We start from the raw sequence: 26,191 nt of genomic DNA on the forward strand, positions 1-26,191 counted from the left end.
GCCGCCTCTCGTCGCTCGCTCGCCGTGGGCCCGGACAGCAGGCCCCGACACGAACCTAGGCCGCGCCGGGCGGGGTTGCCGGTGAGCGTGGGACGGGCGGGTCGCCGCCGTACGGCCGGTCATCACGAACCGTTACCTCGCGACCACTATCTCCTGCCCCGACCCCGACTTTCCGCGGAGAAGCTGGGTGGGGCGCCCCGGAACGCAGCGCGCCCCGCCGCGGTCGGGCTGCGGCGGGGCGCGGTGGTGCAGCGGGATCAGGCGGGCTTGGGCTTGCGGTTCTTGGCCTTGCCGCGCTCGGTCTGGTCCAGCACCACCTTGCGGATGCGGACCGTGGCCGGGGTGACCTCCACGCACTCGTCCTCGGCGCAGAACTCCAGCGCCTGCTCCAGGTTCAGCACCCGCGGGGGGATCAGCCGCTCGAGCTCCTCGGAGGTGCTCTTGCGCATGTTGGTGAGCTTCTTCTCCTTGGTGATGTTCACGTCCATGTCGTCCGGACGGGAGTTCTCACCGACGATCATGCCCTCGTAGACCTCGGTGCCGGGCTGGACCATCATCTGGCCGCGCTCCTGCAGGGAGAACATCGAGTACGTCGTCGCCACGCCGGAGCGGTCGGCGACCAGCGAGCCGGTCGGGCGGGCGCGCATGTCGCCCAGCCACGGCTCGTAGCCCTCGAGGTTGTGGTTGAGGACGCCGGTGCCGCGGGTCTCGGTGAGGAACTCGGTGCGAAACCCGATGAGGCCACGGGACGGCACGATGTACTCCATCCGCGCCCAGCCGGTGTCGTGGTGCACCAGGTTCTCGAGCCGCGCACGCCGGACGGCCAGCGCCTGGGTCAGCGTGCCCACGTACTCGCCCGGGACGTCGATCGTCACCCGCTCGACCGGCTCGTGCAGCTTGCCGTCGACCTCCTTGGTGACGACGGTCGGCCGGCCGACGGTGAGCTCGAACTCCTCGCGGCGCAGCTGCTCCACGAGGATGGCCAGGGCCAGCTCGCCACGGCCCTGCATCTCCCAGGTGTCGGGGCGGTCGGTCGGCAGCATGCGGACCGACACGTTGCCGACGAGCTCCTGGTCGAGGCGGTTCTTGACCAGCCGGGCGGTGAGCTTCTTGCCCGACTTGCCGGCCAGCGGCGAGGTGTTGATCCCGATGGTGATCGAGATGGAGGGCTCGTCCACGGTCAGCGGCGGCAGCGGGCGCGGGTCGTTCGGGTCGGCGAGGGTGTCGCCGATCATGACGTCCTCGATGCCGGCGATGGCGACGAGCTCGCCGGGGCCCGCACTCGCGGCCGGCGTGCGGGTGAGGCCCTCGGTGACGAGCAACTCGGTGATCTTGACGTTCTTGATCGTGCCGTCGACCTTGCACCAGGCGACCTGCTGGCCGCTCTTCATCTCACCGGAGTGGATGCGCAGCAGCGCGAGGCGACCGAGGTAGGGCGAGGCGTCGAGGTTGGTGACCTGTGCGCGCAGCGGCTCCTCGGCGTCGTAGACCGGCGCCGGGATGGTGTCCAGCAGCGTCTTGACCAGCGGGGCCAGGTCGTCGCTGTCGGGCTCGGTGCCGTTCTCCGGCCGGGTGAGCGAGGCCTTCCCGGAGCGGCCGCTGCAGTAGACGATCGGGAAGTCGAGGTTGTCGGCGCTCATGCCGGCGTCCTCCATGAGCTCCATGAACAGCTCGTAGCACTCGTCGACGACCTCGGCGATGCGCGCGTCGGCGCGGTCGGTCTTGTTCACCGCGAGGATGACCGGCATCCCCTTCGCGAGCGCCTTGCGGAGCACGAAGCGGGTCTGCGGGAGCGGGCCCTCGGAGGCGTCGACGAGCAGGCAGACGCCGTCGACCATCGACAGACCGCGCTCGACCTCACCGCCGAAGTCGGCGTGGCCGGGGGTGTCGACGATGTTGACGACGACAGGGTTGCCGTTCTCGTCGGCCAGGTGGATCGCGGTGTTCTTGGCGAGGATGGTGATGCCGCGTTCGCGTTCGAGGTCCATCGAGTCCATCACGCGGTCCTGCGTGGAGTCGTTGTCCGTCCCCTCGCCCTTGGCGCGCCCGAGGGCGCCTGCCTGGCGGAGGAGGGCGTCGACCAGGGTCGTCTTGCCGTGGTCGACGTGAGCGATGATCGCCACGTTGCGCAGGTCGTCGCGAGTGGGCATGCGGAAGGGCACCTCGGGGAGCTCGGGAGCGCGCCGCGCGGACGCGCGCGGGCATCAGGTCAACACCCTTCGGGGCCCCGACCTTCCCTCCACTCTAGGTGCTCAGCGGGCGGCGACCGTCTCCCGCTGCCGGTCGACCACCCCGTAGGTGGCCCCCGCGGCGGCAACAGTGACCAGACTCACCGCGAACCAGGCCGGGAAACCGGCGCCGAGGGCCAGGACGTGGGCCAGGACGAACGCCCCCACGTAGAGCGCAGCGAGCCCGGCGGTGACGACCGGCCCGCGCCGGCGGGCGGCGATCCAGGCCGCCCCGACCCCGCAGACGACGAACACCGCGCCGCCCAGCGCCCGGATCCCGGTGCCCTGCGCGATGCCGAAGCCGGCCGCGAGACCGACGGCGACCAGGAGCCAGGCGGGGGTGCGCGTGAGCGAGGACGTCGACATGGTGCCCAGTCTGCCCCGCTCCACGACGCACGAGGGCCCCGGACTCGCGTCCGGGGCCCTCGTGACACAGCTACCCGTTGATCATCGTCGTCTGGCTGGCCGACACGCCGGAAGGGGGTGCCATTCGGCGATGATCAACCGGGATCAGGCGGCGCGGAGCACGGCCTCGATCTCGAGCTCCACGGTGATCTTGTCGCCGACCACCACGCCGCCGCCGTCCATCGGCATGTCGATGTCGACGCCGTACTCCTTGCGGGAGATCTCGGTCTTGGCGCTGAAGCCGGCCCGCGTGCCGCCGTAGGCGTCGGGGCCGAAGCCGTTGAGCTCGAGGTCCAGCACGACCGGCTTGGTGATGCCCTTGATCGTGAGGTCGCCCTCGACGGTCCAGTCGGCGCCGTCGGTCTTCACCGCGGTGGAGCGGAAGGTCATCGCGGTGTGGTTGCCGACGTCGAAGAAGTCCGCGGACTTGATGTGCGCGTCGCGCTGCTCCTGGCGGGTGTCGATCGAGTCCATGTTCACCGTGGCGGTGACGGTGGACAGCGTCGGGTCCTCGGCGGTGACGATCTCGCCGGAGAACTCGCGGAAGTAGCCGCGGACCTTGCTCACCATCATGTGGCGGACGGAGAAGCCGACGGTGGAGTGGCTGGCGTCGATGTCCCAGGTGCCGGCGAGGTAGCCGGGGATCTGGACGGTGCTGGCGGTCATGGGATCTCCCAGGGTCGTGACGAGGTGGGCGGGACGTCGTCGGTAGCGTAGTTGAGCGCTTGACTATTCCGCCAGTACTCTATGTGCATGACCGCATCCGTGTCGCCGGAGTCCCTCCCCACGGGTGAGCCGCGCTGGCTCGACACCGACGAGCAGAAGGCCTGGCGCGCCTGGCTCTACAGCTCGCAGCTGCTGCAGGACCGGCTGGACCGCGAGCTCACCCACCGCACCGGCATCTCGCACGCCTACTACGAGATCCTGGTCGCGCTGTCCGAGACGCCCGAGCGCATGATGCGGATGAGCGAGCTCGCCGACCGCTGCCTGTCCTCCCGCAGCCGGCTCTCGCACGCGGTCTCCCGGCTGGAGGAGCGGGGCTGGGTGCGCCGGCAGGTCTGCGCCGAGGACGGCCGCGGGCAGCTGGCCGTCCTCACCGACGAGGGGTTCGCCGCCCTGGAGGGCGCGGCGCCGATCCACGTCGAGGGTGTGCGCCGGGAGCTGTTCGACCAGCTCTCCCCCGAGCAGGTGGCCGCGATGCGCGACTTCGGGGAGGCGCTGCTGCGCCACCTCGACCCCAGCCGCATGCCCTGATCCGTTCCGGGACGGCCCCACCCGGCTGGGCCGTCCCGGGCGGGAGCTCGGCCGGGAGGCGTCAGCCGGTGACGTCGTCCGGCGGCGCGGGCCAGCGGGGCACCCCGGCGACGGCGCCGTCGGGCAACCGAGCGGCGAAGCGCGGCGGCCGCTTCTCCAGGAACGCCGCCACGCCCTCCGCGGAGTCCGGCCCCTCCCCCAGCTCCACCAGCGCCCGGGACTCGGCCCGGTGCCCGTCCCAGGGCGAGGGCGCGCCCAGCATCGACCAGAGCAGCTGGCGCGCCGCCGCGACGGCGACCCCGCTGGTGTTGGCCACGATCTCGTGGGCCAGCGAGTAGGCGGTCGGGAGCAGCTCGGCGTCCGGCACCACCCGGGACACCAGCCCGCCGCGCAGCGCCTCGGCCGCGTCGAACACCCGGCCCGTGGCGACCCACTCCATCGCCTGGCTGATGCCGACGACCCGGGGCAGGAACCAGGACGACGCCGCCTCCGGGACGATCCCGACCCGGCCGAAGACGAAGCCGAAGCGCGCCGACCGGGCCGCGATGCGGATGTCCATGGGCAGGGTGAGGGTCGCGCCGATGCCGACGGCCGGCCCGTTGACCGCGGCGATGACCGGCTTGCGCAGCGCCGCGAACGGCAGCGCGGCGACCCCGCCCGCGTCGCGGGGGACGCCGTCGATGTCCTGGCTCAGCGGTCCGGGTGGACGCTCGCGGGTACGCCGACCGGCGAAGGTGCCGATCCCGCCGCCCAGGTCCGCGCCGGCGCAGAACGCCCGGCCGGCGCCGGTCACCACGACCACCCGCACGTCGTCGTCGGCGTCCGCGGCCGCGGCCACCGCCGCGAGCTCGTCGGCCATGGTCAGGGTGAAGGTGTTGAGCCGGTCGGGGCGGTGCAGCGTGACCGTCGCGACGCCGTCGGCCACCTCGTACTGGAGCTCGGTGAGGTCCGTGGTCTTCCTCCTGTCAGCGGGCGGCGCTCCGGTGCCGGGAACGCCGGGAACGGGTGGTCAGCCGCCGAGGGCGCCGGCGACCGCGAGCCGGGCGACGGCGTCGAGGTGCTCGGCCTCGTCACCCAGGAGCAGCCGGTCCACCTTCGCCCGGCGCCAGAAGAGGTGCGCGTCGTGCTCCCAGGTGAAGCCGATCCCGCCGTGCACCTGGACCAGCGTCCCGGCCGCCCGCTCGAAGGTGCTCGCCGCGTACGCCTTCGCGGCGGACGAGGCCAGCGGGAGCTCCGCGGGCGCGCAGTCGGCGGCCCAGGCTGCCCACCAGACCAGCGAGCGCAGCTGGTCCACGCCGGCCCAGGCGTCGACCAGCATGTGCTTGACCGCCTGGTAGGAGCCGATCCGCCGGCCGAACGCCTCGCGCTCCTGCGCGTAGGCGATGCCCAGCTCCACCGCGCGGTCCGCGCCGCCGAGGTCCTCGGCCGCCAGCACGACGGCGGCCACCTGCCGGGCACGGGTCCACAGCTCGCCCGCGTCCGCGGTGAGCACCCGCCGCGAGGTGAGCCGCACCGAGGCGAGGCCCCGCGTGGCGTCCAACGGCCGGCCGGGGACGACCTCGCCCTCCCCGACCACCAGGTCGCCGCCGTCCAGACCGAGGAACAGCGTCGCGTCGGCCGCGTCGACCGACGGCGCCGAGCCGCGCACCGGCCCGTCGAGGACGGCGAAGGCGGTCGACCCGTCGGCCAGCTGCGCGGCCAGCTCGGGCTGGTCGGCCAGCAGCACCGCCGCCCGGGCGGCGGTGACCAGGGACGGCGCCGCCAGGACCGCGCCACCCTGCTCGGCGACGACGGCGAGGTCGAGCACCGACCGCCCCGCGCCGCCGGCCGCCTCCGGCACGGTGATGCCGAGGAAGCCGATGTCGGCCAGCGCCTTGCGGCCCGGTTCCAGCCGGCCGCCCTCCAGCCCGGCGCGCGCCGCGGCCGGGGCGGCGTTCCCGCGGAAGAACTCGCGGGCGCCGGCGGCGATGTCGCGCTGGTCGGTGTCGAGGTCGAAGTTCATCGCCGCCCTCCCGAGAACGGTTCGGTCTTGTCGCTGCGCGGCTCCGGCGGCAGGCCCAGCACCCGCTCGCCGAGGATGTTGCGCAGCACCTGGTCGGTGCCGCCGGCGATGGCGATGCCGGGCACCCACGACTGGGTGCGCTGCCAGCGGTCGTCGCCGTCGGAGGTCGCGGCGTAGACGGCGTCGTCGCCGAGCAGCCGGACACCGGCGTCGGCGACCAGCCGCGCGGCCTCCGTCCCGGCGAGCTTGCCCGCGCTCGCCTCCGGACCGGGGATGCCGCCCTGGCTGAGCACGGTGAGCCGCCGGTAGCCGGTGTAGCGGGCGGCGAGCGCGGCGACGACGGCCCGGCCGACGGCCTGCCGCGCCAGCACCTGCCGGTCGCCGTCGAGGGCGGGCAGCCGGTCCCGGGCGTGCTGCACGAGGGACTCGACCGGCAGCCCGATGTCACCGCCGGCCCCGCCGATGGCGACCCGCTCGTTCATCAGCGTGGTGAGCGCGACCCGCCAGCCCTCGCCCGGCTCCCCGAGCCGCTCGCCGTCGGGGATGCGGACGTCGTCGAAGAAGACCTCGTTGAAGTCCGACTGGCCGCCCATCTGGCGCAGCGGCCGGACGGTGACGCCGGGGGCGTGCATGTCGACGACGAACATCGTCAGCCCGGCGTGCTTGGGCCGGTCGGGGTCGGTCCGGGTGAGCAGGATGCCGAAGTCGGCGACGTGCGCCAGCGTCGTCCACACCTTCTGGCCGTTGACCACCCAGTCCTCGCCGTCGCGGACCGCCGTGGTCCGCAGCGCCGCGAGGTCCGAGCCCGACGCCGGCTCGCTGAACAGCTGGCACCACACATCGTCGGCGCGCAGCAGCCGGGCGAGGTAGCGGTCGCGCTGGTCCTGGCTGCCGTGCGCGATGACGGTGGGGCCGCACATGCCGATGCCGATGTGGTTGATCAGCCCGGGCACGCGGGCGCGGGCCAGCTCCTGGACGACGATCGCCTGCTGCACCAGCGTGCCGCCCTGCCCGCCGTACTCCCGGGGCCAGGTGACCCCGACCAGCCCGGCGTCCGCGAGCACCTGCTGGGTCCGGCGCATCTCGGGTTCGTGCCGGCGGGCGTCGACCCCCTCCTGGCCGGGCGCGAGGTGCAGCAGCTCACCGGCGTGCTCCTCGAGCAGCGCCCGGACGCGCGCCCGGTACCCGGCCTCGTCGGGGCTGTCGTCGAAATCCACGGGCGGCACCCTTCGTCGATGGACGGACGGTGCGCAGCGTGACAGCCGTCACCCGTAACGGTCAACGATGACTGCCAAGCGGCCCGGTCGCGGCTACGCTGCGCCGATGCCCGCCGCGCCGCTCGCCCGGAACGCCGTCCGGGCCGCGCGCTCGCGGTCGGAGAGGACCGCAGACAGCCGGCTGCTGATCCTCGACGCCGCGGTCGCCTGCCTGGTCGAGGAGGGCTACGCGGGCGCCTCGACCCTCGCCGTCCAGGCCCGGGCCGGCGTCTCCCGCGGCCGGCTGCTGCACCACTTCCCCTCCCGGGCCGAGCTGCTGGTCGCCGCCGCCGAGCACCTGTCGTCGACCCAGCTCGCGGAGGTCCGCCGCCGGGCGGCGGCGCTGATGGAGGACGAGCCGGCCGGCCGCGACCGGGTGGACCGGGCCATCGATCTGATGTGGGCGACGTTCCAGGAGCCGCCGTTCTGGGCCGCGATCGAGCTGTGGACGGCGGCCCGCACCGATCCCGAGCTGCGGACGGCGCTGCGCGGGGAGGAGCGCCGGCTGCGGGAGGCGATCGCCGCGGTGGCCCGGGGCATCTGGGGTCCGGCGATCTCCGCGGCGCCCGCCTACGACGACCTCTGCGAGCTGCTGTTCACCAGCATGCGGGGGGTCGCGCTGGTCTACGCCTTCGAGGACCGCCCCGCCCCGACCGATCCGCACCTGGCCCTCTGGAAAAGGCTCGCCGCCCGCCTGCTCGACCTCGACAGTCAGGGTTGACCGCCCGACGGCACCCCGCCAGCATGACGCAGGTCACACCCGCGTCCTACGTCGAGGAGCAGCCGTGAGCGTCGAGATCCCCGCCCTGCAGGGCCGGGGCATGACCATGAGCGACCAGCTGGCCCGCTGGAGCCGCGCGAGGCCGGACGCGCCGGCGCTGCGCTTCGAGGGGACCGGGCGCAGCTACGCCGAGCTGGACGAGCGGGTGACCCGGCTGGCCCGCGCCCTGCGGCAGCGCGGCGTCGGCACCGGGGACCGCGTCGCCGTCCTGGCCCTCAACGGCATGGCGGCGTGGGAGGCCTACCTCGCCGGGGTCCGGCTGGGCGCGATCGTCGTCCCGGTCAACTTCCGGCTGGTGGCCGACGAGGTGGCCTACGTGCTCAGCGACTCCGGCGCCGTGGCCCTCGTCGTCGACGCCGCGCTGGCGCCGGTCGCCGCCAAGGCGCGCGAGCAGGCCCCGGACGTCGGCACGGTGCTGGTGATCGGCGACGGCAGCGCCGGCCCGGGCAGCGAGGCCTACGAGGACGCGCTCGCCGCCGCGGGCACCGACCCCCTCGACGTCGCCGTCGACGAGGACGAGGCCGCCTTCATCATGTACACGTCCGGGACCACCGGCCGCCCCAAGGGCGCGGTGCTCACCCACCGGAACCTGCTCCTGCACGCGTTCAGCCAGATCACCACGCTCGGCTGGGACCCCGACGACCGGGTCGGGGTGCCCGGCGCGCCGCTGTTCCACATCGCCGGGCTGGCCGGCGGGCTGCCGCCGCTGCTGCTCGGCGGCGTCCACGTGATCCTGAGGTCGGGCGCCTTCGACCCGGCCGGGACCCTGGACCTGATGGAACGGGAGAAGGTCTCCAGCATCTTCCTCGTGCCCGCCATGTGGGCCGCCGTGCTCGCCGTCCCCGACCTCGCCGCCCGCGACCTCTCGCACCTGCGCCGGGTCTCCTGGGGCGCCGCGCCGGCCTCCACCACGCTGCTGCGCGCGCTCATCGACGCGTTCCCGCAGGCCGAGGTGGTCACCGCCTTCGGGCAGACCGAGTGCAGCCCGGTCACCTGCCTGCTGCGCGGCGAGGACTCGGTGCGCAAGATCGGCTCGGTCGGCACGCCGATCCTCAACGTCGAGGTCCGCGTGGTGGACGAGGTGATGGAGGACGTCCCGCGGGGCGAGGTCGGGGAGATCGTCTACCGCAGCCCGATGGTGATGAAGGAGTACTGGAACAAACCGGAAGAGACCTCGATCGCTTTCGAAGGTGGCTGGTTCCACTCCGGCGACCTGGTGCGCCAGGACGAGGACGGCTACTTCTACGTCGTCGACCGCAAGAAGGACATGATCATCTCCGGCGGGGAGAACATCTACTGCGCCGAGGTGGAGAACGTCCTGGCTGCGCACCCGAAGGTCGGCGAGGTGGCGCTGATCGGCGTCCCCGACAACCGGTACGGCGAGGCGCCGCTGGCCGTCGTCGCGCCGCGGGACCCGGCCGACCCGCCGACGTCGGACGAGCTCGGCGCCTGGTGCCGCGAGCGGCTGGCCCGGTACAAGAACCCGCGGGAGTACTCGGTGGTCGGGGCGCTGCCCCGCAACCCCAGCGGCAAGGTGCTCAAGACCCAGCTGCGCACCGAGCACTCGGCCGGCTCGCTGGTCGCCGAGCCGGTGGTCTGACCCGGCGGTCCGGCGGAGCGGGCGCTCCGCCGGACCGACGGTCCGGCTCAGGCGGCCGGTGCCAGGCCGGTCACGAACAGCGCGCGGGAGACGACGCCGGTGTCCGGGTTGTCGGTGAACATGCCGTCGATGCCGGCCGCCCAGAAGGCGGCGTGCTCCTCCAGCGCCCGGCCGTAGTCGTCCGGCTCGGCGCCGTCCCGCAGCGCCGGCGGCAGGAAGACGTTCTCGTTGCGGAACGTGTACGGGTGCACCAGCAGCCCGGCCCGGTGCGCGTCGTCGACCAGCGCCGTCGGGGTGCCCAGGGTGCCGTCGGCGTTGCGCGGGATGACCTGGTTCTTCTCCGGCCCCACACCCTCGGCGTAGGCGGCGATCTCCTGGAGCCCGGCGGCGGTGGTCAGGTCGGCGTAGGTGCGCGGGTCACCGGCGGCGGTGAGGTCGTAGGGCTGCCCCGAGCCCGACAGCAGCTGCACCAGGGGCACGCGCACGCCCTGCTCCTCGAGGTCGCGCAGGTTGGCCGTCTCGAAGGACTGGATGAACACCGGCGAGTGGTGCTTGTGCACGCGCGCCTCGCGCAGGTCGGCCATCAGCGGCTCCTCGAGCGAGAGCCCGATGCCGTCGAAGTAGGTGGGGTGCTTGGTCTCGACGTAGACGCCGATCTCGCGGCGCAGCTCCTTGGTGAGCCGGGCCCGCAGCTCCAGCACCTCGTCGAGCGTCGGCACCTGGTAGAGGCCGTCGTAGAGGGTGTTCTCCTCGCGCACCTCGGGCAGCCGCTCCACCGCGCGCAGCGTCCGCAGCTCGGCGAGGGTGAAGTCCTCGGTGAACCAGCCCGTCAGGGGCGCCCCGTCGATGACCTTGGTCGTGCGGCGGGCGGCGAACTCCGGACGGTCGGCCACGTCGGTGGTCCCGGAGATCTCGTTCTCGTGCCGGGCGACCAGCACGCCGTCCTTGGTGCTGACGACGTCGGGCTCGATGTAGTCGGCGCCCATGCGGGCGGCCAGCTCGTAGGAGGCGAGCGTGTGCTCGGGCCGGTAGCCCGAGGCGCCGCGGTGCCCGACGACCAGCAGGTCGTCGGCCAGGGCCTCGCCGGGCTCCACGGCCGGCGGGCGGGGGGCGGCCCCGGCCGGCGCGGCGGCGGGGATGACGAGGGCCAGCGGCACCGCGACGGCGACGGCTGCCATCGAGGCCCGGAGGCGGTTCTTGCCGATCATGAGGACTCCCGCGGGTTCGGGCGGCGACCCTCGCCGCCGACCCCACGGGGCATCACACCGACCCCGGGTGGACGACACGCCCGTCGCGGGGAGAACCCCGGGTGACGACCGGACGGACACGCGGTCCCCCGGCCGCCGTGAGCGGTGGAGCGGTCAGGCGGTCCAGACCTCCGCCACCCGTGCGGCGACCGTCGCCGCCTGGGCCCGGCCGGCCCGCGCCGAGGGCTCCCGGGCGGCGGGGTCCAGGACGTTGCGGCCGATGGCCGCGCGGCTGCCCTCGTCCGGCGCGACGACGGCGACGCGCGCAAGCATGCCGGTGACCTGGGCGTCGACGCTGGCCAGCGGCCCGACGCCCCGCGCAATGGGCGCGAGGACGACCAGCCGGTCGTAGCCCTGCGCCAGATCGGCGTTCGCCGCCGAGCGCATGCCGCCGTCGACGTACCGGCGGCCGTCGATGGTGACCGGGGGGTACACCCCCGGCACCGCGCAGCTGGCCGCCACCGCCTGCAGCAGCGGGACGCCGGACTCGCGGTCGAAGGGCCGGAACTCGCCGGTGGCGGCATCGACCGCGGTGACGGTGAGCGGCCGGTCGGGCCACTCGCGGGAGACCAGCCGCGAGCCGATGACGTCCAGCCGCTCCTGCTCGGTGGGGGTCAGGCCCGCCTTCTCCGCGGCGAGGGCGAGCGCGCCGACGCGCCGCCGGAACTCCACGTCGCGGCCGCGGCTGACGAGCATCGCCCAGGCGTACCGGGCCAGGTTCCCGCGGGTCATCCGGGCCACCCGCTCCCGGGTGGGCGGCTCCAGCTGGCGGGCGTACATCTCCTCCAGCGACGCCCCGCTGGTCAGCTGCGCCCCCACCACCGAGCCCGCCGAGGTGCCGACGACCAGATCGGCGCCGGTGAGGTCGACCCCCGCCTCGGCCAGCCCGGCGAGCACGCCGATCTCCCACGCGATGCCGGTGATGCCCCCGCCGCCCAGGACGAGGGCGGTGCGCTGGTCGCTCATGGCTCCATCCTCACAGAACCCTCGACACCGGCTGTGAGCTGGGCCACCCTGTGGTGCCACCGACGAGAGGAAACGCATGACCACCGTGCAGTCCGCCCCGGGAACGACGACGGCCGGCTGGCCGCCCGGGCTGCCTCGGTCCCTGGACTACCCGCGGGTGCCGGTGGGTTCCATCCTGAGGGCCGCCGTGCGCCGCTGGGGCGACCGGACGGCGTTCCTGGACCACGACGTGCCGCTGACCTTCACCGAGCTGGGCGCCCGCGCGCACGCCGTCGCCGGCTGGCTGGCCGACCACGGCATCGGGCGCGGCGACGTCGTCGCCGTCCACATCCCGAACTGCCGGCAGTACCCGCCGCTCTACTACGGGATCCTGCTGGCCGGCGCGACCTTCTCCCCGACCAACCCGCTGCTGCCGGCCGCCGACCTCGCCGCCCAGCTCGACGACGCCGGCGCGAAGGTGCTCATCACCTGGGACCAGGTGCTGCCGTTCGTGCGCGGCGCGCTGGCCCAGACCGCGGTGCAGACCGTCGTCGTCACCGGTGAGGCGCACATCCTCGACTTCGCCGGGCGGATCGACGGGCTGGAGGACACCGACGTCGACCTCGCCGACCTGCTGGCCGGCGACCCCACCGACCGGCACCTGGACAGCGCCGTCGACGTCGAGGCCGACCTCGCGCACCTGGCCTACACCGGCGGGACGACGGGCGTCAGCAAGGGCGTGGAGCTGCCGCACCGCCAGGTGGTCACCAACGTGGTGCAGGCGGGCTGCTGGACGTCGGGCTCGGTGCCGGTGCTCGACGAGCACGGTGACGTGACGCTCGAGCAGGTGCTCGGCCCGGACGAGTGCCCCACCCGCCTCGGCGAGGCCCGGATCATCAACCTGACGCCGTGGTTCCACGCCATGGGCTCGATCGGCTACCTCAACGGCATGGTCATGGGCGGCACCATGACCGTCATCCACATGCGCTTCGACCCGGTGAAGTACGTCGAGGACATGGTCCGGCACGAGGTGACCTCGATCGGCGGCGCACCGCCGATCTTCGTCGCCCTGCTGCAGGTGCCCGGGTTCGCCGAGGCCGACCTCTCGCACGTCCGGGGGGTCAGCAGCGGCGCGGCTCCGCTGCCGGTCACGCTGATCGAGAAGCTCCAGGCGCTGATGCCCAACGCCACCATCGGCGAGGGCTACGGGCTGACCGAGGTCACGATGATCGCGACCGGCAACCCGTCCTTCCGCTCCGGCACCCGCAAGGCGGGCACCGTCGGGGTGCCGCTCTTCGACACCGAGATCAGCATCCGGCCGCTCGGCGGCGGCGACCCGCTGCCCGCCGGCGAGCGCGGTGAGGTCTGCATCCGCGGCCCGCAGGTGATGCGCGGGTACGCGCACCGCCCGGAGGCCACCGCCGAGTCCATCGACCCCGACGGCTGGTTCCACTCCGGCGACGTCGGCATCCTCGACGAGGACGGCTACCTGGCGATCGTCGACCGCACCAAGGACATGCTGCTCTACAAGGGCTACAACGTGTTCCCGCGGGAGCTCGAGGAGATCCTGTTCGGTGTCCCCGGGGTCGGTGGCGCCGCCGTCGTCGGGCGGCCGGACGAGGACGCCGGAGAGCTGCCGGTGGCCTACGTCGTGCGCAAGGACGACGCCGACGGCGCCGCGCTCACCGCCGAGTCGGTCATGGCCGCGGTGAACGACAAGGTGACGCCGTACAAGCGGCTGCGCGACGTCCGGTTCATCGACGCGATCCCCGTGTCGGCGGCCGGCAAGGTGCTCAAGCGCGAGCTCGCCGCGCGCGAGCGGGAGGCCGTCGAGGGCTGACCGGAGGCGCGCCGCCGTCCCCGAACGGGTGCGGCGGCGCGCGTCCGCGGTCCGCCCTCACTATCGTCCGCGGGGTGGACGAGGAGCGGAACGGTCTGGAGACCGAGCACACCGGCGTGCGGATCGCGCACGTCGAGCAGTCACCCGTCCGCCAGGTGGGGCGCCGGGTCCTCATCGCCGCCGTCGTGCTCGTCGTCGTGATCCTGATCGTCTACCTGGACCGGGACGGGTACGAGGACAGCCGGGGCGGCGAGATCTCCGTCCTCGACGCCGCCTATTACGCGACGGTCTCGCTCTCCACCACCGGATACGGCGACATCACGCCGGTCACCCCCGGCGCACGGCTGACCAACGTCCTGCTGATCACGCCGCTGCGCATCATGTTCCTGATCGTCCTCATCGGGACCACCCTCGAAGCGCTGACCGCCCGGTCGCGCGAGGAGTTCCGCATCCGTCGCTGGAGGTCCCGCGTGCGCCAGCACGTCATCGTGTGCGGCTACGGCACCAAGGGCCGCAGCGCCATCCGCTCGCTGCAGGCCAGCGGCACGCCGCTGGAGAAGATCGTGGTCGTCGACCCGGACCCGCGGTCGATCGACGAGGCCAACGCCCTCGGGCTCACCGGCATCGTCGGCGACGCCGGCCGCACCGAGGTGCTGCGCCGGGCGTCGGTCGAGCGGGCCCGGGCGGTGATCGTGGCGGCCAACCGCGACGACGCGTCGGTGCTCATCACGCTGACCGTCCGCCAGCTCAACCCGAGCGTGCCGATCACCACCAGTGTCCGCGAGGAGGAGAACGCCAACCTGCTGCGGCAGTCCGGCGCGGACACCGTCATCACCACATCGGCCACCTCCGGGCGCCTGCTGGGCCTGTCCACCGACGCCCCGCGCGTGGTCGCGGTCGTCGAGGACCTGGTCACCGGCGGGCAGGGCCTGGACCTGCACCAGCGGACGGTGACCACCGACGAGGTCGGGCTCGGGCCCCGCCAGCTGCGCGACATCGTGCTGTCGGTGACCCGCGGCGGGCGCACCCTGCGCTTCGACGACCCGCTCATCGGCACCTTGCAGTCCGAGGACGTGCTGGTCGTGGTGAAGGCGCACGAGCCGGGCAAGGCGATGCGGCCGCCGACGCAGTGACACTGCGATCCTCCGGATCGCACCGCGGCCAATTGCCTTTCCCCTGCTGCGTTGAGCCCTGCCCGTCCTTCCTCTGGGGAGCCTGCGGCCCCCCGTCGTCAGGACCCGCTCCGCGGAGGTCAGGCCGTGCCTCGGGGACCCTGCGGGCCCCACTCGGCACGACCTACGGCGCGGGTCGGCGGTACAGCGCTCCTACGGGCATCGGTTGTCGCTGGTCGGTCCTACGGTGACCACGTCGTCCCGTCGCCGTCGGAGGCAGCCATGACCGCACTGGAGAACCGCCCGCGCACCGCCCTGCTGGTCATCGACGTGCAGAACGGACTCGTCGGCAACGCCTACGACCGCGACCGCGTCGTCGGCAACATCCGGCAGCTCGTCGACCGGGCCCGCGCCGAGCAGGTGCCGGTGGTCTGGGTGCAGCACTCCGACGAGGACCTGGCGCAAGGGTCGGAGGAGTGGCAGTACGTCCCGGAGCTGACCCGCCTGGACGCCGAGCCCCTGGTGCACAAGACCTACGGCGACTCGTTCGAGGACACCGACCTGGAGGAGCACCTCGCCGAGCACGCCGTCGGGCGGCTGGTGGTCACCGGCGCGCAGACCGACGCCTGCATCCGCTCCACGCTGCACGGCGCCCTGGTGCGCGGGTACGACGCAACGCTGGTCGCCGACGCGCACACCACCGAGGACCTGCGCCAGTGGGGCGTCCCGATCGGTCCCGACCAGGCGATCGCCTACACGAACGCCTACTGGGGCTTCGCCTCCGCGCCGGGCCGCCGGGGCACCGTCACCCCCACCGCGGAGGTCGACTTCGCCGCCGGCTGACCGGTCCCCGCGCGGGCCTCGCGTGCCGCAGCCCCGGAGTGAGTGCGGGCGACCGGCATCATCACCCCGACGCCTGGGCACGCGCCCGGCCCGGAAGGAGGAGGCCCGTGCCAGCGCCCCGACGGTCCGACCGCGTGCGCACCCGGCGGCGGATCGACGTCATCGGAGTCCTCCTGCTCGCCCTCGTGGTGGGCGTCCTCACGAGCGTCGTCGCCCTCGCCGGGGGCGGTGAGCGGGTCCGGCTGCTGTGGGTCGCGGCGACCGTCGCCGAGGACGGCAGCGCCCGCGTCACCGAGGTGGTCGACTACGACTTCGGGGGCGAGGAACGGCGCGGCATCCTCCGCCAGGTCCCGGGCCTGGACGCCGACGCCCCGGTCGAGGCGTCGTCGCCGGACGCCCCCGACGACGTCACAGTGACCGAGGCCGGGGAGATCCGGGTCGGGGACCCCGACCGGACGGTGACCGGCCTGCACCGCTACGAGCTGACCTACACCCTCGACGGCGTCCTGTCGGGGGACGCGCTGGCCTGGGACGCCGTGGGCACGGGGTGGGACGTGCCGATCGACGTCGTCCGGGTGCACGTGAGCGCACCGGCCGAGCTGGCGCAGGGCCGGTGCGCGGCCGGTGAGCCCGGGTCCACCGAGCCGTGCGACGTCGAGCGGGCCGAGCCGGGCCACCTCCTCGCCCTGGTCGACTCGCTGGACCCCGGCGAGGGGGTCACCGTCTCCGGGACGACCGGCGCCGCCCTCGCCGACGCCCCCGCGCTCCCCGGGCCGCCGGAATCCGCTCCGCCGGTGGAGGGCTCGAACGCGTTGCTGCCCGGAGCCGTCGCCGGCGGCGTCGCGCTGCTGGCGGCGACGGTCGCGCTGGTCGCGGTCCGGCGCGCGGGGCGGGAACGGGTCCCGGCGGTCGGCATCCCGGTGACCTCCGCCCCCGGCGAGCAGGCGCGGATCGACCTGGCTGCGCTCGCCGACCACGCCTCCCCCTCCCCCACGCTCCCGGCGGGGCTCACCCCCGCGCAGGGCGGCGTGCTGCTGGCCGGGTCCGTCACGGCGGCGCACCAGTCCGCCTGGCTGATCGACCAGGCCGTGGCCGGCACCGTCGACCTCGAGGCGGCGGACGGGCGTGCCGACGAGGTGACCCTGGTCCGGCGGGAGCCCGGGAAGGGGCCGGTCCGCCGGCTGCTCGACCTGCTCTTCCGGGACCGCGAGCGGCTGCCGCTCGGCGAGTACGACGAGGGCTTCGCCGAGGGCTGGGCGGAGCTGAGCAAGGACCTCGCCGCCTGGCAGGCGGCGAGCGGTCTCTGGGACGTCGACGCCGACCGGCGCACGGTGTGGATCCGGGTGCTGGGCGGTCTGGCCGGGGTGGCAGGTTTCGCGCTGGCCCTGTTCGCCGGGTACCTGTCCATCTCGGACGTCGGGCTGCCCCTGGCGCTGGCCGGGATCGGCGGCGCGCTGGCCGGGGCGGGCGCGGCCGCGGCGATCGCCGGCTGGGAGCTGCGCGTGCTCACGCCGGCCGGCTCCGCGGCCTGGCTGCAGGTGGAGTCGCTGCGGCAGTTCCTCGCCTCCTCGCCCCTTACAGCCGTGGACCAGGCGATCGGCTCCGGTCAGCTGGGCCGCTACACGGCGTGGGCCGTGGCGCTGGGCGAGGCGGAGCGCTGGGCGGAGCTGGCCTCCGCCGTCTCCGTGCCGGCCCGGTCGTCCTCCGACACCCGCTACCTCCACTACGCGGCGTACGCACCGGTCTTCGTCGCCGGCTGCGGGACGGCCAGCACCGCGCCGTCCTCGTCCAGCGGGACCGGCGGCGCGAGCGTCGGCGGCGGGGCCGGCGGTGGAGGCGGCGGTTCGTGGTAGCCGCTCGTCAGGGCACGGGGCGCACGGCGTGGTCAGGCAGCGAGGACGAATGCCAGCGCGAGGAGGCCGACGAGAACGCCCGAGCAGGCGAGCCCTGCGATCGGTGCCCCCGCCAATCGGACGGCGGCGAGGTTCCCCTGAGTGGTGAGCGACTTGTGGACGATCCAGTACCGACGCCGGGAAGCTTCGCTCACGAGCAGCGCCTGGAACAGGCCCAGTGCCGCAATCGCGAGTGCCACCGCACCCAGGACTGGGACGGCCAGCCTGCCCGCACCGACCGCCGCCACCGCCATCGCCAGAGCAGTGCGCCGCCAGGCGAGCGCCGTGCGTTCCGCCTGCAGCCCCATGTCGAACACGCGGCCAGTGGGGCGGCTCACCGCAGCAGCAATCCGATGAGGACGAGCATGCCGGAAACACCGGCTCCGACCGCCGTGACCAGCCCCAGCCGGGGTGATGGCAGCGGTCGCGATCGCCGCAGTGCCCGTTCGGTCGCCATCCAGCCGAACCAGGCCTGCACGGGAGCCAAGAGGCCGAGGGCGATGAAGACAAGGGCACTGGCCAACCGCAAGCCCTCGGCAATGGGCAGGTCGAGGGCCTCCAGCGCCACCCCCGCAGCCAGGAACGCCAGCGATGTCCGCATCCAGGCCAGGAAGGTCCGTTCGTTGGCGAGGCTGAATCGCGGGTCGGGCTCCTCGCCTATCGTGTACACCCGCCTGGGATAGCGGCGGCTGAGCCGCTCTGCGATCACCCTCTCTTCTGGCACTGCTTCCACACCCTCTGTGAGCTATTCGCCGGCGGCCACGACAGTCGGGTGGTGGTCCACGCTCGGCGTCACGGCGCCTGACGTGCGCTGTCCGCGCTCTCCGACTCAGCCGCTGCGGGTGGCGGGGGCTCGCCGTCGAAGCCGTTGGCCCAGAAGCGGCCGTACCGCGACAGGTCCAGCAACATCTGCGTGACCTCCTCAGCCGTGAGGCTCGGCGTCTCGGGCTCCAGCCACCACTGGAGCACTGCGGCCTGCTCTCCGACCCACGCCCTGGCGAGCACGTCCGGATCGATCCGGAGCTGGACACCGAGGAACTCGGCCCGCTGGGCGAAGACGCGCTTGGCGCTGGCCGTCCGCGCCTCGAGGAAGGCGCGCAGCGCGATGCCGTTGCCCTCACCGCGCAGGATCAGGCGGTACGCCGCTCGCTCCTCCTGCGCATGGCGGAAAAGTTCGAGCACCGGCTTGCCCGTGAAGCCGCGGGTCGATGCCAGATCCAGCGGCTCGAGGCGCTCGCCCAACTCTGCCTGGAGGTCGTCGACGATCTGGCGCAGCAGAGCCTGCTTGTCCCGGTAGTACTTGTAGAAGGTGGCCCGGCCGATCTCCGCGTGCTCGGTGATGTCCTCGACGGTGACCTGGTCATAGCCGCGCTCCAGCACGAGGGTCACCAATGCGTCCTTGAGAAGACGCCGAGTGCGACGGGTACGACGGTCTTCGGTCGCCACGGCCATTCCTCTTTCCATCCGGACGCTGTCCCCAGAACGGACAGCTCGGTCAGTATCGTACATCTCGTCCGGATGGCTCCATTGTGTCCATAGCAGAGGGGGTGTCGCTCTCCGCAGGAATGGGCTCTGCACTCCGCTTGCGGCGTGCGAGGTGGACGCCCCGCACGACGGTGAGCGCGATCAGCGCCACGCAGAGGGCGAGAAGAACCACGGAGATCGTCGACCCCCAGAAGATGGAGTAGTCACCTCGGGACGTCAGAAGAGCCTGCCGGAAGTTGTCTTCCAGCATCGGCCCGAGGATCACTCCCAGGAGCAGGCTCCCCAACGGATAGCCGGCCGTTCGCATGACGTACCCCACGACACCGAAGACCACCATCAGAAGCACGTCGAAGGCACTGTTCCGCAGCGAGTACACGCCGAGAACGCACAGGCCGCTGATGACCGCGGTGAGATAGGGGTCGAGCAGCTGCAGCGCCGACGCGAACAGAGGCACCAACATGGTGTTCATCACGAGCAGGAGGACGTTGGCGACCAGCACCGCCGCGATGACCGTCCACACGATGTCCTGGGAGTTCTGGAACAGCAGCGGCCCGGGCTGCAAGCCGGCCATGATCAAACCACCCAGGATGAGCGCACCCGCAGCCGAGCCAGGGATCCCGAGGCTCAGGGTGGGAATGAGCGCACCGCCCACCGATCCGTTGTCCGCTGCTTCCGGCGCGCACAGTCCGCGCGGATCCCCCTTGCCGAAACGGGACCGGTCTCGGGCGATCCCCTTCTCCGCGGCATACGCGACGAAGGTGGACATCGAGGCACCGGCGCCCGGCAGGATGCCGATCAGGAATCCGATGACTCCGCCACGAAGCATGCTGGGGGAATTGGAGGTGACACTCCGGATCGGTGGGAGCAGCGAGCGGAGCGAGACCGAACGGCGTTCTCCCGACATGGCCGGGGCGCCCAGGCGCGCGAGAATCTCCGAGAGGCCGAAGAGGCCGACGGCGATCACCACCAGGTCGACGCCGTTCCATAGTTCCGGGATGCCCCACGTGAAGCGCTGGGAGCCCGAGACCGAGTCCAGCCCGATGAAGGCGACGAGGATCCCGATCACGACGGCCGCCACGGACTTGAACACCGAGGCGTTCGAGACACCGGCGGTGGCGAGCAGCACGAAGCACACGAGCATGAAGTACTCGGCCGGCCCGAAGAGGATCGCCGCCTCGGCGAGGATCCCGGCGAGCGCGGCGAGACCGACGAAGCCGATGAGTCCGCCCACGAAGGACGCGACTGCACTCAGCGTCAGTGCGAAGCCGGCCTTCCCCTGACGAGCGAGTGGATGCCCATCGAAGGTCGAGACGACCGAACTCGCGTCGCCGGGGATGTTCAGCAGGATGGAGCTGATGCGCCCGCCGTACATGCCGCCCAGGTAGATGCTCACCAGGAGCACCAGGGCACTCACGGGGTCGAGGCCGAACGTGAGCGGGAGGAGCACGGCCATGGCAGTGACCGTGCCGATTCCGGGGAGAGCGCTGACGAGCGTTCCGATCGTCACACCCAGCAGACACCACAGGAGGGTGGTCGGACTGGAGAGGATGGCGCTGAGGCCCTCCCCGAGCATCGGGAGGATGTCCATGCGTGGCTTCTTCCTCGGGGGCGGATCAGCTGGGGAGCAGGGGGATCCGCACGTTCAACAATGTGTCGAAGAGCAGGTACAACAGCGTGACGAGCACTGCAGTGACGAGGAGTGAACGCGCCCAGGTGCGCTCTTCCACGACCTTCATGCTCCACAGGACCAGCGCGGCCACGGCCGCCAGCACGCCGATGGCATAGGTGATGACCGCGCTGATGACCACGGCGACCAGGTAGAGCAGCTGCTTCGTGTTGGTCGGACTGCTCCCGTCGCCGGCGCCCGCGTCCGCGACGGGGCGGCGGACGAGCGCCAGAGCGATCTCGGCGAGCGCCATCCCGAGCAGCAGGAGGCCCAGCACCAGCGGCATGAAGCCCGGCCCCACGTCGGCCGGCGTGGCGGCCGACGTGGGCATGGACGTCGCCTCGACGATGACGCTGACCGCCCAGCAGGAGAGCAGGAAAGCGAAGCCGAGTCGGACGTACCGGTGCTGCCGCTGGACCTCAGTCGAGGCTGGCAAGGTACTTCTCATAGGCCGCGACTTCCTCGTCGAGCCACTCCTGGTACTCGTCAGGAGCCTTGTACTCGCTGACGTAGCCGTTGTTCGAGAGGAACTCAGCCCACGCATCCGTCTCGGTCATCTCCTTCAGTGCGTCAGTCCAGTACTCCTGTGCCTCTGCCGAGGCGGCCGCGTTCATCACCAGGCCCTGGGGGCGGTAGAAGGTGACGTCCGAACCCTGTTCCCCGAGAGTGGGCACGTCGGGATAGTCCTCGAGGCGTTCCGTGGACGTGACCGCCAGCGCCCGGATCTGGCCGCTCTCCAGGTGGCTCTGCGCCACGTTGGGCACCATCATGGCCGCGCTGACCCGACCTGCCAGCAGTTCGGGGACGACCTCGCTGATGCCGGCCGAGGGAACGAAGTTGATCTCCGGTGACACGCCGAAGCCCTCGGCAATCTGGTACCACTTGCCGGCTTCGCGAGAGTCGATGGTGGACGGCAGTCCGACCACCACGTCGTCCGACTCCTCCATCGCGGTGAAGAGCTCCTCGGCGGACTGGTACGGCGAGTCCGCCGGGACGACGATGAGCAGGGCGTTCGTCGCCACCTGCCCGATCGGCACGAAGTCGTCCATCTCCACCGTCGCACCTTCGACGTACAGGCCGGAGGGGATGTCGACGAGCTGCATCACCGTGTCGTCGTCTCCCTGACGCACCAGGGTGGTGAACGCCTGGAGGCCAGCACTGCCGGTCAGGTTCTCCACGGTGAAGCGCGCGTCGACGACGCCCTCGCTCTCGAGCGTCTCGGCCGCCTGCCGAGCGGTCAGATCGGTCCCACCGCCCGCCTGGTAACCGACGAGGTAGCGAACGGTGCCTGCGGGCGAATAGCCCTCGCCGCCGCCGCCCGCCGCATCCGCACCGCATCCCACGAGCGCCGCAGATGCCGCTGCGGACACCAGCGCGGCAAGCGTCTTCTTCGACTTCATCGTGCTCCTTGGCTCCCTTCGTCCGAGTCCGATGACGCTGATCTCGAACGGCTCAGACGCATAGGCGTCGTGTCCATGTGGAGACAGCATGTACTGCTTCGGACACTGTGTCAACGGTCACAGCGGGTTGTAGATAGAGTGACTCACCTCATACAGTGTGTTCAGATTCGAACAAGTCGTTGCAGTCCCTGCCGGAGGTGGACACGTGTTGAACCTGGGTCGCTTCGTCGCGAGGAGCGCCATCTACTGGCCACAGCAGGAGGCGGTGGTCTGCGGCTCCCAGCGCTGGACCTATGCCGACCTGGACGGCCGATCCAGCCGGCTGGCCTCGGCGCTGACCGACCGAGGGATCACCCGGGGGGACGCCGTGGGTACGTTCTCCTCCAACCGCGCGGAGCTGGTCGAGACGGAGATCGCCCTCTACAAGGCGGGGCTCCTGCGGGTTCCGATCAACGCCCGCCTCGGTGTCGACGAAGCGCAGCACATCCTGGCCGACGCGGACGTCAAGTTCCTCCTGGTGGACGCGGAGCATGCTGACCTCGCCGTCGAGGCCGTGCAGCGGTCGGCTCGCGACATCCCGGTGGTCCAGTACGACGCTTCCCCCGGGGGGCTGCCCTCCTACGCCGCTCTGCTGGCGTCAGGGGCAGCGGACCCGGTGTCCGTCGACGTCGAGGAGGACGCGCCCTGCGTCCTCAACTTCACCTCCGGTTCGACCGGCAAGCTGAAGGCCGCGGTGCAGACGACCGGCAACCGACTGGCGAACATGCGCAAGCGGCTGATGGCGCCCGAGGGGGCCGCGTCCGTGTCCGAGCGCTACCTCGTGGCGGGACCGATCACCCACGCCTCGGGCATGGGCATGCTGGCCTCGCTGTCGCGCGGGTCGACGATCGTCATCCTGCCCGGCTGGAGCGCCGACGCCTTCCTCGAGACAGTTGCTCGCGAGCGGATCACCACCACGTTCCTCGTCCCCACGATGCTCAACATGGTGCTCAACGACCCGAGGGCCCGACAGGCGGACCTCTCCTCGTTGCAGTGCCTCCGCGTCGGCGGAGCGCCGATCTCACCGCAGCGACTCCGCGACGCCGTCGGCCTGTTCGGCCCGATCGTGATGCAGGGCTACGGCCAGGCGGAGACCACCAGCGGGGTCACGGTCCTGACCAGCCAGGACATCGCCACGGCGATCGAGAAGGACCCCGAACTGCTGCTCTCCTGCGGCCGGGCGGTGTTCGACACCGAGGTGCAGATCCTCGATGACGCCCTCCAGCCGGTGCCCCTCGGCAGCAAAGGCGAGCTCGCCGTCCGCGGTCCGGACTGCGTCACGTCGTACTGGAACGAGCCGGATCTCTCCGCGGAGACCTTCCGTGACGGCTGGGTCCTCACCGGCGACATCGGATACATGCGGGACGACGGCTACATCTTCATCGTCGACCGCAAGAAGGACATGGTCATCTCGGGCGGCTTCAACATCTACTGCACCGAGGTGGAGAGCGCTCTGTACGAGCACCCGTCGGTGAGCGAGGCCTGCGTCGTCGGCATCCCGGACGACAAGTGGGGCGAGGCGGTGAAGGCCGTGGTCGTCCTCAAGCCTGGTCACTCGCTCGAGGAGGACGTGCTCGTCGACTTCTGCGCAGAGCGTCTGGACCGGTTCAAAAAGCCGCGCTCGGTCGACTTCGTCGACGGGTTGCCGGTCAACCGCAACGGCAAGATCGACCGCCGCGAGATCAAGCAGCGTTACTGGGCCGGCTCTGCCCGGACAGTCAACTGAGGAGTCAGCGAAGATGTCATTCGAGCTCTTTCCCGATTACCGGGAGACGCCGTCCATCCAACCCGTCGTGGACAAGCTCCGCGCCTACCTCTCCGGCGAGCTGGCTGATTACGAACGCCGGCTGGAGCTGGGACCCGAGTCGGAGTTCGACCGGGCCACGTTGCAGCAGGTGTGGAAGCGAAGCCGGGAACTCGGCTTCTACGGCATCCACCTGTCCCCCGAGTACGGCGGTCTCGGGCTGACCAACACCGAACTGGCGGCACTGAAGGAGGAGGTCGGCGCGTCCGGCCGGGTCCTGTACCACTCCGTGCTCGGTGACATGGGTGGTCCGCTACGTGCCGGCGCCATCTTCAAGTACGCCACCGCCGAACAGCTGGAGCGCTACCTGGTGCCCGTGGTCGAGGGAGACCGGGCGTGCTGCTTCTCGCTGACCGAGACGGACGCGGGCTCCGATGTACGGGCCATGCGGACAGTGGCGACGCCGGATGGGGACGGGTGGCGCATCACGGGGCACAAGGTGTTCAGTTCGGCGGGTCCGTTCGCCGACTTCTCGGTGCTCATCGCCCGCATGGCCGACACCGAGGAGGCCTACTCCGCATTCCTCGTCGATCTGGCTTCTCCGGGCTGTTCCGTCGAACCCGGCGACGTCCCGATCTCCGGTCAGCACATCGAGTCCGACATCGTCCTCGAGAACTGCTATGTCGGCCCGGGCCAGCTCCTCGGGAACGTCGGGGACGGTCTGCGAATCGGGCTGGGCCGGGTCACGACCAATCGCCTCCTGCACTGCCCGACCGTGCTGGGCCACGCTCGACGCGCCATTCAGCTGACCGTCGACTACGCCAAGCAGCGTGCCATCTTCGGTGGCACGTTGGCCGACATCCAGGTGATCCAGCACAAGATCGCCGACATGACCACGAACTACTACGCCGCCCGCAGCATGACCTACGACGCGCTGGCGGCCCTGGATCGTGGGGAGGACCCCAAGACCGAAGCCTTCATGTGCAAGCTGTTCGTCGCCGAGACAGCTTTCGACATCGCCGATGAGGCGATGCAGATCCACGGCAAGGCCGGCATGGTCCAGGGCTCGGAGGTCGAGTGGCTGTTCCGTCGGCTCCGGATGTTCCGCATCCTCACCGGCTCATCGGAGATCCAGAAGAACGGCATCGCGAAGGAGATCCTGCGCTGAGGTCCCGGCGGCAAGCCCTCCACGGTTGACAGGCACCGGCTACCCCAGATCACAGGAGAGGAACGAACACTGCGCCTTCCTGTACGCGGTCCGGCCCGCCCGCCACCCTCGATGTGGGCAGGGGCGGTCCCGGGCGGAGCGAGGCGATGGTCGACGGCCACCGGGGACCACGCGGTTCGGGATCGACCTGCCGCACGCGGTGTGCGAGCGCGCGCCCGACCGCAACGTGCTGCTGTCCCCGACTCGGCGGTCGTGTCGTTCGACCGTTCCTTCCTGCTGGTGCTGACCGACACGGCGACCCGGTCGCCGCTGTTCGCCGCCGTCGTGCACGACCCGTCGGCCTGACGGCGGGATCCGGGAGAGTCGGTCCCCGGGGCGGACGCACGAGAGCCCCGGTCATCGACCGGGGCTCTCGCACGCAACAGGGGTGGTGGTGGAGGTGGCGGGAATCGAACCCGCGTCCTTCGACGCATATCCAGGGCTTCTCCGAGCGCAGTCCGCTACTGCCTCTGCTCGACCCCATCGATCTCGCGGACAAGTCGATGTGACGGGCCCAGTCGCTGTTTGATGTCCCGCGAGCACCCGCGACCGGCACTCACGGTGAGTCATCTAGCTGATGCCAGGATCCGGGCCGATGACGAACCCGGGCTGACAGAGTCGCCTCGCTACTTAGGCAGCGAGGGCGAACTCGCGCTGACTGGAGTCGGCGCTTGTGTGTTTTGCAACGCGTGGTTAACGAGCTCATCGTTGCCTTCCTCGGCTCGCTTCCCCTGGACACCCGACCGAAGTCGAGACCAATCACCCCCTGTGTAGTTGTGCAGACAGCGTAACGGGCGGCGCCACCCCGTTGTTCCACCCGGGCTCCGGCATCACCCGTCCGCGAGCCGCCGGAGCCAGCGGCGCTGCCACGGCGTCTCGACCGCCCGCGGGTGGTACCCGGCCCGCGCCCACCGGACGGCGGCCTCCGGCGGCAGGCCGTCGAGCACCGCCAGCGCGGCCAGCGCCGTCCCCGTCCGGCCGATCCCGCCGGAGCAGCCGACCACCACGGCCTCCCCGGCCACCGCCCGCCGGTGCGCCTCGCGGAGTGCGTCCACCGCGTCGGCGGTGTCCACCGGCACCCAGAAGTCCGGCCAGCGCACCCGCCGGTGCGGGCCGTCCGGCGCCGGCCCGCGGCCCAGCACCAGCGCGAAGTCGGCCGGGACGGCCGGCTCCCCCAGCCGCCGTCCCCGCACGCGGGCACCGGAGGGCAGCACGACCACCCCGTGGCGGACGTCGGCCATCGCA

At 72.1% G+C, this 26,191-nt stretch carries 23 protein-coding genes, 1 other RNA gene and 1 pseudogene; 9 read left to right on the forward strand and 16 right to left on the reverse strand.

From position 1 onward, the window contains the following. Positions 1–257: 257 nt before the first annotated feature. The 3 genes from typA to O2W17_RS04340 form a co-directional block, all read right to left on the reverse strand. The gene (typA, locus tag O2W17_RS04330; RefSeq protein ID WP_269191168.1) at positions 258–2,150 is read right to left on the reverse strand and encodes a translational GTPase TypA; all 1,893 of its coding nucleotides are present in this window, start codon (positions 2,148–2,150) and stop codon (positions 258–260) included. A 102-nt stretch (positions 2,151–2,252) separates the two neighbouring features. Then, on the reverse strand, positions 2,253–2,594 hold the full coding sequence (locus O2W17_RS04335; RefSeq protein WP_269191169.1) for a hypothetical protein: 342 nt from the start codon (positions 2,592–2,594) through the stop codon (positions 2,253–2,255). Positions 2,595–2,738: 144 nt separating this feature from the next. Continuing rightward, positions 2,739–3,299, reverse strand: coding sequence for a YceI family protein (locus O2W17_RS04340; RefSeq protein ID WP_269191170.1), 561 nt, complete (start codon positions 3,297–3,299; stop codon positions 2,739–2,741). Between the two features lie 87 nt (positions 3,300–3,386). Between O2W17_RS04340 and O2W17_RS04345 the strand changes: the two genes are divergently transcribed. Further along, positions 3,387–3,887, forward strand: coding sequence for a MarR family winged helix-turn-helix transcriptional regulator (locus O2W17_RS04345; protein ID WP_269191171.1), 501 nt, complete (start codon positions 3,387–3,389; stop codon positions 3,885–3,887). 61 nt (positions 3,888–3,948) lie between these two features. Here O2W17_RS04345 and O2W17_RS04350 read toward each other — a convergent pair. The 3 genes and pseudogenes from O2W17_RS04350 to O2W17_RS04360 all read right to left on the reverse strand — a co-directional run. Then, a pseudogene (locus O2W17_RS04350) lies at positions 3,949–4,821 on the reverse strand (enoyl-CoA hydratase-related protein); the annotation flags it as partial. 75 nt (positions 4,822–4,896) lie between these two features. Next, positions 4,897–5,889, reverse strand: a complete 993-nt coding sequence (locus tag O2W17_RS04355) for an acyl-CoA dehydrogenase family protein (RefSeq protein WP_269191172.1) — start codon at positions 5,887–5,889, stop codon at positions 4,897–4,899. Next, a complete protein-coding gene (locus tag O2W17_RS04360; RefSeq protein WP_269191173.1) occupies positions 5,886–7,106 on the reverse strand; it encodes an acyl-CoA dehydrogenase family protein in 1,221 nt (406 codons plus the stop codon). The genes O2W17_RS04355 and O2W17_RS04360 overlap by 4 nt, the downstream gene beginning before the upstream one ends. Before the next feature lie 106 nt (positions 7,107–7,212). Here O2W17_RS04360 and O2W17_RS04365 point away from each other — a divergent pair, with 106 nt between their 5' ends. Both O2W17_RS04365 and O2W17_RS04370 read left to right on the forward strand, forming a co-directional pair. After that, entirely contained in the window at positions 7,213–7,866 is a 654-nt protein-coding gene (locus O2W17_RS04365) for a TetR/AcrR family transcriptional regulator (protein WP_269191174.1), read from the forward strand. 64 nt (positions 7,867–7,930) lie between these two features. Beyond that, the gene (locus O2W17_RS04370) at positions 7,931–9,526 is read left to right on the forward strand and encodes a long-chain-fatty-acid--CoA ligase (protein WP_269191175.1); all 1,596 of its coding nucleotides are present in this window, start codon (positions 7,931–7,933) and stop codon (positions 9,524–9,526) included. Between the two features lie 47 nt (positions 9,527–9,573). On the opposite strand, the gene O2W17_RS04375 is transcribed toward O2W17_RS04370, so the two are convergent. Together O2W17_RS04375 and O2W17_RS04380 are read right to left on the reverse strand one after the other, a co-directional pair. Beyond that, a complete protein-coding gene (locus O2W17_RS04375) occupies positions 9,574–10,734 on the reverse strand; it encodes a glycerophosphodiester phosphodiesterase (RefSeq protein WP_269191176.1) in 1,161 nt (386 codons plus the stop codon). Positions 10,735–10,887: 153 nt separating this feature from the next. After that, on the reverse strand, positions 10,888–11,739 hold the full coding sequence (locus O2W17_RS04380; RefSeq protein ID WP_269191177.1) for a patatin-like phospholipase family protein: 852 nt from the start codon (positions 11,737–11,739) through the stop codon (positions 10,888–10,890). 76 nt (positions 11,740–11,815) lie between these two features. On the opposite strand from O2W17_RS04380, the gene O2W17_RS04385 reads away from it, so the two are divergent. The 4 genes from O2W17_RS04385 (at position 11,816) to O2W17_RS04400 (ending at position 17,366) form a co-directional block, all read left to right on the forward strand. Further along, positions 11,816–13,558: a class I adenylate-forming enzyme family protein gene (locus O2W17_RS04385; RefSeq protein ID WP_269191178.1), complete on the forward strand. Its 1,743-nt coding sequence runs from the start codon at positions 11,816–11,818 to the stop codon at positions 13,556–13,558. 74 nt (positions 13,559–13,632) lie between these two features. After that, the gene (locus tag O2W17_RS04390) at positions 13,633–14,691 is read left to right on the forward strand and encodes a potassium channel family protein (protein WP_269191179.1); all 1,059 of its coding nucleotides are present in this window, start codon (positions 13,633–13,635) and stop codon (positions 14,689–14,691) included. A 261-nt stretch (positions 14,692–14,952) separates the two neighbouring features. Beyond that, positions 14,953–15,513 (forward strand): isochorismatase family protein, encoded by a 561-nt coding sequence (locus O2W17_RS04395; protein WP_269191180.1) that lies wholly within the window; start codon positions 14,953–14,955, stop codon positions 15,511–15,513. Between the two features lie 107 nt (positions 15,514–15,620). After that, complete coding sequence (locus O2W17_RS04400) at positions 15,621–17,366, forward strand: DUF2207 domain-containing protein (RefSeq protein ID WP_269191181.1); 1,746 nt, start codon at positions 15,621–15,623, stop codon at positions 17,364–17,366. A 32-nt stretch (positions 17,367–17,398) separates the two neighbouring features. On the opposite strand, the gene O2W17_RS04405 is transcribed toward O2W17_RS04400, so the two are convergent. The 6 genes from O2W17_RS04405 to O2W17_RS04430 all read right to left on the reverse strand — a co-directional run bounded on the left by O2W17_RS04405 (position 17,399) and on the right by O2W17_RS04430 (position 21,956). Then, positions 17,399–17,713 (reverse strand): DUF202 domain-containing protein, encoded by a 315-nt coding sequence (locus O2W17_RS04405; RefSeq protein ID WP_269192041.1) that lies wholly within the window; start codon positions 17,711–17,713, stop codon positions 17,399–17,401. Between the two features lie 26 nt (positions 17,714–17,739). Continuing rightward, positions 17,740–18,114 carry a YidH family protein gene (locus O2W17_RS04410; RefSeq protein WP_331254268.1) on the reverse strand — a complete coding sequence of 125 codons (375 nt, stop codon included), beginning with the start codon at positions 18,112–18,114 and terminating at the stop codon, positions 17,740–17,742. An 83-nt stretch (positions 18,115–18,197) separates the two neighbouring features. Then, positions 18,198–18,794, reverse strand: a complete 597-nt coding sequence (locus O2W17_RS04415; RefSeq protein WP_269191182.1) for a TetR/AcrR family transcriptional regulator — start codon at positions 18,792–18,794, stop codon at positions 18,198–18,200. Between the two features lie 106 nt (positions 18,795–18,900). Then, positions 18,901–20,478 carry a tripartite tricarboxylate transporter permease gene (locus O2W17_RS04420; RefSeq protein ID WP_269191183.1) on the reverse strand — a complete coding sequence of 526 codons (1,578 nt, stop codon included), beginning with the start codon at positions 20,476–20,478 and terminating at the stop codon, positions 18,901–18,903. 25 nt (positions 20,479–20,503) lie between these two features. After that, positions 20,504–20,992 carry a tripartite tricarboxylate transporter TctB family protein gene (locus O2W17_RS04425; RefSeq protein ID WP_269191184.1) on the reverse strand — a complete coding sequence of 163 codons (489 nt, stop codon included), beginning with the start codon at positions 20,990–20,992 and terminating at the stop codon, positions 20,504–20,506. After that, a complete protein-coding gene (locus O2W17_RS04430) occupies positions 20,976–21,956 on the reverse strand; it encodes a tripartite tricarboxylate transporter substrate binding protein (protein WP_269191185.1) in 981 nt (326 codons plus the stop codon). The genes O2W17_RS04425 and O2W17_RS04430 overlap by 17 nt, the downstream gene beginning before the upstream one ends. Before the next feature lie 205 nt (positions 21,957–22,161). Here O2W17_RS04430 and O2W17_RS04435 point away from each other — a divergent pair, with 205 nt between their 5' ends. Continuing rightward, a complete protein-coding gene (locus O2W17_RS04435) occupies positions 22,162–23,721 on the forward strand; it encodes an AMP-binding protein (RefSeq protein ID WP_269191186.1) in 1,560 nt (519 codons plus the stop codon). A gap of 13 nt (positions 23,722–23,734) precedes the next feature. After that, the gene (locus tag O2W17_RS04440) at positions 23,735–24,907 is read left to right on the forward strand and encodes an acyl-CoA dehydrogenase family protein (protein WP_269191187.1); all 1,173 of its coding nucleotides are present in this window, start codon (positions 23,735–23,737) and stop codon (positions 24,905–24,907) included. 431 nt (positions 24,908–25,338) lie between these two features. Here the strand turns inward: O2W17_RS04440 and ssrA are convergent. Both ssrA and O2W17_RS04450 read right to left on the reverse strand, forming a co-directional pair. Next, positions 25,339–25,713, reverse strand: a transfer-messenger RNA (tmRNA) gene (gene ssrA / locus O2W17_RS04445). Between the two features lie 63 nt (positions 25,714–25,776). Then, complete coding sequence (locus tag O2W17_RS04450) at positions 25,777–26,187, reverse strand: protein-tyrosine phosphatase family protein (RefSeq protein WP_269191188.1); 411 nt, start codon at positions 26,185–26,187, stop codon at positions 25,777–25,779. Positions 26,188–26,191 lie beyond the last annotated feature (4 nt).

Origin of the sequence: Blastococcus sp. VKM Ac-2987 (assembly GCF_026967805.1) — a bacterium.
Taxonomy (GTDB): Bacteria; Actinomycetota; Actinomycetes; order Mycobacteriales; family Geodermatophilaceae; genus Blastococcus.

Excerpts from the sequence above, each read along its gene's own strand:
- typA (WP_269191168.1), bottom strand. The coding sequence starts at position 2,150 with ATGCCCACTCGCGACGACCTGCGCAACGTGGCGATCATCGCTCACGTC.
- O2W17_RS04335 (WP_269191169.1), bottom strand. The coding sequence starts at position 2,594 with ATGTCGACGTCCTCGCTCACGCGCACCCCCGCCTGGCTCCTGGTCGCC.
- O2W17_RS04340 (WP_269191170.1), bottom strand. The coding sequence starts at position 3,299 with ATGACCGCCAGCACCGTCCAGATCCCCGGCTACCTCGCCGGCACCTGG.
- O2W17_RS04345 (WP_269191171.1), top strand. The coding sequence starts at position 3,387 with ATGACCGCATCCGTGTCGCCGGAGTCCCTCCCCACGGGTGAGCCGCGC.
- O2W17_RS04355 (WP_269191172.1), bottom strand. The coding sequence starts at position 5,889 with ATGAACTTCGACCTCGACACCGACCAGCGCGACATCGCCGCCGGCGCC.
- O2W17_RS04365 (WP_269191174.1), top strand. The coding sequence starts at position 7,213 with ATGCCCGCCGCGCCGCTCGCCCGGAACGCCGTCCGGGCCGCGCGCTCG.
- O2W17_RS04375 (WP_269191176.1), bottom strand. The coding sequence starts at position 10,734 with ATGATCGGCAAGAACCGCCTCCGGGCCTCGATGGCAGCCGTCGCCGTC.
- O2W17_RS04380 (WP_269191177.1), bottom strand. The coding sequence starts at position 11,739 with ATGAGCGACCAGCGCACCGCCCTCGTCCTGGGCGGCGGGGGCATCACC.
- O2W17_RS04385 (WP_269191178.1), top strand. The coding sequence starts at position 11,816 with ATGACCACCGTGCAGTCCGCCCCGGGAACGACGACGGCCGGCTGGCCG.
- O2W17_RS04395 (WP_269191180.1), top strand. The coding sequence starts at position 14,953 with ATGACCGCACTGGAGAACCGCCCGCGCACCGCCCTGCTGGTCATCGAC.
- O2W17_RS04405 (WP_269192041.1), bottom strand. The coding sequence starts at position 17,713 with ATGGGGCTGCAGGCGGAACGCACGGCGCTCGCCTGGCGGCGCACTGCT.
- O2W17_RS04420 (WP_269191183.1), bottom strand. The coding sequence starts at position 20,478 with ATGGACATCCTCCCGATGCTCGGGGAGGGCCTCAGCGCCATCCTCTCC.
- O2W17_RS04430 (WP_269191185.1), bottom strand. The coding sequence starts at position 21,956 with ATGAAGTCGAAGAAGACGCTTGCCGCGCTGGTGTCCGCAGCGGCATCT.
- O2W17_RS04440 (WP_269191187.1), top strand. The coding sequence starts at position 23,735 with ATGTCATTCGAGCTCTTTCCCGATTACCGGGAGACGCCGTCCATCCAA.
- O2W17_RS04450 (WP_269191188.1), bottom strand. The coding sequence starts at position 26,187 with ATGGCCGACGTCCGCCACGGGGTGGTCGTGCTGCCCTCCGGTGCCCGC.